The sequence below is a fragment of the Alistipes sp. CAG:29 genome (genome assembly GCF_000435435.1).
Lineage (GTDB): Bacteria > Bacteroidota > Bacteroidia > Bacteroidales > Rikenellaceae > Alistipes > Alistipes onderdonkii.
The window spans coordinates 201730-207084 of the sequence record NZ_FR893507.1 but is presented as its reverse complement, the minus strand read 5'-3'; the positions used below and the strand labels follow the sequence as shown (position 1 = coordinate 207084).

At 60.3% G+C, this 5355-nt stretch carries 6 protein-coding genes; 2 read left to right on the top strand and 4 right to left on the bottom strand.

What is annotated here, in order from left to right; genetic code table 11:
• Positions 1–123 precede the first annotated feature (123 nt).
• From frr to pyrH, 3 genes are read right to left on the bottom strand one after another with little or no spacing between them, the layout of a single operon-like run.
• On the bottom strand, positions 124–681 hold the full coding sequence (gene frr, locus QVP03_RS13690) for a ribosome recycling factor (protein ID WP_022333948.1): 558 nt from the start codon (positions 679–681) through the stop codon (positions 124–126).
• Between the two features lies 1 nt (position 682).
• Positions 683–1249, bottom strand: coding sequence for a peroxiredoxin family protein (locus QVP03_RS13685; RefSeq protein ID WP_022333947.1), 567 nt, complete (start codon positions 1247–1249; stop codon positions 683–685).
• Between the two features lie 4 nt (positions 1250–1253).
• Positions 1254–1961: a UMP kinase gene (gene pyrH / locus QVP03_RS13680; protein WP_018696252.1), complete on the bottom strand. Its 708-nt coding sequence runs from the start codon at positions 1959–1961 to the stop codon at positions 1254–1256.
• Positions 1962–2250: 289 nt separating this feature from the next.
• Here pyrH and dxs point away from each other — a divergent pair, with 289 nt between their 5' ends.
• Together dxs and QVP03_RS13670 are read left to right on the top strand one after the other, a co-directional pair.
• On the top strand, positions 2251–4131 hold the full coding sequence (gene dxs, locus QVP03_RS13675; protein ID WP_256166169.1) for a 1-deoxy-D-xylulose-5-phosphate synthase: 1881 nt from the start codon (positions 2251–2253) through the stop codon (positions 4129–4131).
• Between the two features lie 75 nt (positions 4132–4206).
• A complete protein-coding gene (locus tag QVP03_RS13670; RefSeq protein ID WP_022333945.1) occupies positions 4207–4731 on the top strand; it encodes a lipocalin family protein in 525 nt (174 codons plus the stop codon).
• A gap of 41 nt (positions 4732–4772) precedes the next feature.
• Here QVP03_RS13670 and QVP03_RS13665 read toward each other — a convergent pair.
• Positions 4773–5355 (bottom strand): YaaA family protein (locus QVP03_RS13665; protein WP_288210845.1); only part of this gene is annotated, 583 nt, incomplete at its 5' end.

Here is a 5355-nt window from a genome sequence, read left to right as displayed (position 1 = left end):
GTGCCGGGATGCAAAGCCCGAAGCGGATGTTTTTCATAGGCGGATCGTTACAACGGACAAAGATATGAAAAAATCCGGCCAACATACTGTGCTGGCCGGATTTTAACTATGGGGCGGACGGATTTATACCGTCATGATCTCCTTCTCCTTTTTCTGGAGCGCCTCGTCGAGGGTCTTGGTGAATTTCTCCAGCAATTTCTGGGCCTGTGCTTCGCCGTCCTTCGACTCATCCTCGGGCATACCTTCTTTCTGGGCTTTCTTGAATGCCTCGACCGCGTCGCGGCGGGCATTGCGCAGGCTGATGCGGGCGGTTTCGGCCTCGTTGCGGATTTGTTTCACCAACTCCTTGCGGCGCTCCTCGGTCAGGGGCGGGATCGACAGGCGGATCTGCTCGCCGTTGTTCGAGGGCGTCAGCCCGATGTTCGAGTCGATGATGGCCTTTTCGATCGCACGCAGCATGTTCTTGTCCCACGGCTGGATCAGGATCGTCTTGGCGTCGGGTACGGTGACGCTGGCGGCGCCCGATATGGGCACCTGCGAGCCGAAATAATCGACCATTACGCCGTTCAGGGCATTGGGCGACGCTTTTCCCGCGCGCACGTTCAAAAGTTCCTCTTCGAGGTGGTCGATGGCCTTCTGCATACGGCCGGAGGCATCGTTGAGAATCGTCTTGGTATCCATATTATTCGAGTGTTTTTTCGATGGTTTTGATCATTTCGTCAAACTCTTCGGCGTCGTAGCCCACGGTTGCCAGCATGACTTTACCATCGGCGCCGATCAGGAAATTCCGCGGGATATAATTCGAGGCATAACGGTCGTAAATGGCCTGCGAGGGGTCGAGGCCCATCGGGAACGTATAGCCCATCTTTTCGCGGAACGCCGCCACGTCCTCCCGCTTTTCGCCGCGCGATATGGGCAGGAATACGAAGTTGCGGCCGGCGAAACGGTCGATGATGTCCTTCTGCACGCGGGTCAGTTCCTGCCGGCAGGGCGGGCACCAGGTGGCCCAAAAGTTCAGTAACACGACTTTGCCTTTGAGTTCTGCGAGGGAGGTTTTTGTGCCGTCGAACATCTCCACGGTGAAGTCGGGGGCTTTGTCGCCCGCCTTGACCAGCGTGGTCGATTCGGTATCCGCCGCGGCTTTGCCGCCGCGGCTGCCGCACGAGGGCAGTAACAGGATTGCGGCGATGATCACTGCGATCAGCGCCAGCATGATCCATAACTGCTTGTTGCTCTTTTTTGTTGCCATAGCCTTATTTTTTTACAAGTGTCCCGATCCTCTCCCCGGCAAGCACCTTGCCGAGGTTGCCCGGCGTGTCCATGTCGAAGACGATGATCTGCAATCCGTTCTCGCGGCAGAGCGTGAATGCCGTGAGATCCATGACTTTCAGCCGGCGGTCGAGCACCTCTTCGAAGCTTATTTCGTCGAATTTGACGGCCGCAGGGTCTTTTTCGGGGTCGGCCGTGTATACGCCGTCCACGCGGGTGCCCTTCAGCATCACGTCCGCCTCGATTTCAATGCCGCGCAGCGCCGAAGCCGAGTCGGTCGTGAAATAGGGGTTCGACGTGCCTCCGCCGATGATGACCACATACCCCGCCTCGAGGTATTCGATGGCACGCGCCTTGGAGTAGTATTCGCCGATGGGCTCCATGCGGATCGAGGTCAGGACTTTGGCCTTCACGCCGTTGTCCTCCAGGGCCGATTGCAGGGCCAGCGAGTTGATGATCGTGGCGAGCATGCCCATCTGGTCGCCTTTCACGCGGTCGAAGCCTTTCTTTGCGCCCGTGAGGCCGCGGAAAATGTTGCCGCCGCCGATGACGATGCCGATCTGGACGCCTGTGGCCGCTGCCGCCCTGATCTGTTCGGCGTAGGACTGGAGTACTTCGGGGGAGAGCCCGTATTTCTGCGAACCTTGCAGCGATTCGCCGCTCAGTTTCAGTAGTATTCGCTTGTATTTCATTGTACGATGGGTTTACCGTAACGCGAAGATAAAAATTTTTATTGAAAAAAACGCAAGAATGACTATCTTTACAGAAAATAGGCGGTATGGTGGCTATGCCGGAAAAAACCGGCGCCATGTCCGGTCTGAGCTGTTTTACGGAACACAGGCTTCGCCTCGGCAATGTCCGAATAAATTTGGCATTTTGCTCGGCTTGTGCTATCTTTAACCTCGTTTTAGATAGGCTGCGGTTCGGACGAACTCAAACAAGTTTGGTTTGTCGCTCTCCTTGCGCTATCTTTGTGCTGCCATGACGTTGGATGAATACAAATTACTCCGAAAAATAAATTCCCCCCGCGACCTCAAGCAACTCTCGGCGGAGGAACTGCGCACCTACTGCGACGAGCTGCGCAGCTATATCATCGACGAGTGCTCGGTAAATCCCGGGCACCTGGCGTCGAGCCTCGGCTGCGTGGAACTCGCCGCCGCACTCCACTACGTTTTCGATACGCCCGCGGACAAGATCGTCTGGGACGTAGGGCACCAGACCTATGCCCACAAGATTATCACCGGGCGCCGCGAGGCGTTCAAGACCAAACGCCTGCTGGGCGGCATCAGCGGTTTCCCGCGCATGTTGGAGAGCCCCTACGACGCTTTCGGGGGCGGGCATGCCTCGGTGTCGATTTCGGCGGCGTTCGGCATGGCCAAGGCTGCCGAGATGCGGGGCGAGAGGCACCAGGTCGTGGCCGTCATCGGCGACGGTTCGATGACCGGCGGCCTCGCGTTCGAAGGGCTCAACAACGCCGGGGCCAGCAAACGCACCAATATCCTGGTGATCCTCAATGACAACAACATGGCCATCGACCAGGCCACCGGCGCATTGAAGAACTACCTGCTCAAAATCTCCACGTCGGTGCATTACAACCGTTTCAAGCAGCGGTTGTGGGGCATCCTTTCGCATACGCCGCGCCTGCTGCGCCTCTGCCAAAAGGCGGGCAACGCCGTGAAACAGGGGGTGCTGAACAAGAGCAACCTCTTCGAGAGCTTCAATTTCCGTTATTTCGGCCCCGTCGACGGCCACAACCTCAAGGAGTTGGTGCGCACGCTTCGGGCATTGCGCGACATCGAAGGGCCCAAGTTGCTGCATGTCATGACCGTGAAGGGCAAGGGCTACCTGCCTGCCGAGCACGACCAGTCCACGTGGCATGCCCCCGGACGTTTCAATCCCGATACGGGCGAGCGGATCGCCTCGCCAGGCGCCGCGGCGCGTTACCAGGATGTCTTCGGCGAGACGCTCGTCGAACTGGCCGGGCTCGACCCGCGGGTCGTGGGCGTCACGCCTGCCATGCCGTCGGGTTGTTCGATGAACATGCTCATGCACGCCATGCCGTCGCGTTGCTTCGACGTGGGTATCGCCGAGGGCCATGCCGTGACCTTCTCGGCGGGGATGGCCGCTGCGGGCATGGTGCCTTTCTGCAACATCTATTCGTCTTTCATGCAGCGGGCTTACGACAATGTGATCCACGACGTCGCGATTCAGGATCTGCCCGTGGTGATGTGCCTCGACCGGGGCGGCATCGTGGGCGAGGACGGCGTGACCCACCACGGGGTCTTCGACATGGCTGCATTCGGTGCCGTGCCGGGACTTACGATCGCTGCGCCGATGGATGAACTGGAACTCCGCAACATGATGTATACCGGTCTGCAATACGGTCATCCCTTCATGATCCGCTACCCGCGCGGCAACGGTGCGGGACGTCTGTGGCGGGGCGTTCCCTTCGAAGCGCTGCCCGTCGGCCGGGGCCGGAGGCTTCGCGAAGGTACGGACGTGGCGCTGGTGACGGTCGGGACGGTCGGCAACGCTGCCGCCCGTGCCGCGGAACGCGCCGCGGCGAAGGGTGTGAGCGTGGCGCATTACGACCTGCGCTTCGCCAAACCGCTCGACGAAGCCCTGCTGGCCGAGGTCGGTGTCAAGTTCCGCCATGTGGTCACGGTCGAGGACGGTTCCCTGCGCGGGGGCGTCGGCGAGGCCGTCACGGCATTTTTCAATGCCCGCGGCTGCGAGGTGGCCGTGCACTCGCTGGGCATCGGCGACGAGTGGGTCGAGCACGGAACCCCGGCTCAGCTCTACGCCCTCTGCGGTTACGACGAGGAGGGTATTCTGCGGGCGCTGCTCGCTGCGGGGGAATAAAACTGCCGTTTCCGCTCCTGTTTGCCGTGCTGCGGCATAAAATCTGTTACGTGCTCCCTAAAAACCGTTTGGGGAGTGAAAATCGCGATCGTATTATTGGCCGCTGCGCTGCTTGTCATCGGCGTGGTATACGGCGGTGTCACCGACCGTACCGACCGAACTCCGGTGCCGTCGTTCGACCTGGCGCGCTACATGGGCACCTGGTATGAGATCGCCCGCTACGACCATCCGTTCGAACGGGGGCTGGCCGGAGTGCAGGCGCGCTACGAACTGAGGCCCGACGGTCGCATCGGGGTGTTCAACAGCGGGACGGATTACCGTTCGGGCCGTTGTAAACGTGCGCGGGGCAAAGTCTGTGCGGGACAGGTGCCGGGGCGTTTGCGGGTCTCTTTTTTCTGGGTTTTTTATTCGGATTACAACGTCATGGAGCTGGGCGGCGATTACGATTGGGCATTGGTCGGCGGCGGTTCGGCAAAATACCTCTGGGTACTGTCACGCACGCCGACACTCCCCGCGCATACGCTCAACCGCATCCTGCGGCTGGCCGAACGACGCGGTTACCGGACGGACAGGCTTCTGTTCGTCGACCAGGGGCAATGACACTCCGCCGAAGGGGTGCTCCTCCGTTCCCTGCATCCGTGTCACATCGTGAATGTCCAGTCGTCGCCCCGGCTGAGCGCGGCATCGAACCGGAACCCTTCCCATTCGAATTCTTTGAGCATTTCCGGATCCGTAATCCGGTTTCTGATAAGGTGGCGCGTCATCTCCCCGCGGCACATTTTCGTGTAGACCACGATGGTTTTCAGACGGTCGCCTTCGCGGATGCGGAATTCGGGCGTGATGATACGCGCTTCGCGGCGGATGCGTTTCCAGTCGAACAGGCGCTTCATCTCGCTGCTGGCGAGGTTGACCAGGATGCCGTCGTCGGCATGGATTTTTTCGAGGAAGGCCTCCGTCAGCCGTCCCTGCCAGTACCCGAACATCGTTTGGTCGTCGTGCCCCGGCAATACGGCGTCCCCTTCCAGCCGGTAGCGGCGGATTGCGTCCAGCGGCCGGAGCAGCCCGTAGAGGAACGACGTGATGTTGAGGTGCTGCTGTGCGTATTCGAAATCCCCGGGGGTGAATCGCTCCGGGGCGATATGCCTGAATACGACGCCCGTGTAGGCCAGCAGCGCGGGGAGGGCCTCTTCGCCGTGGAACTGCCGGTAACGCCGGCGGGGGGGG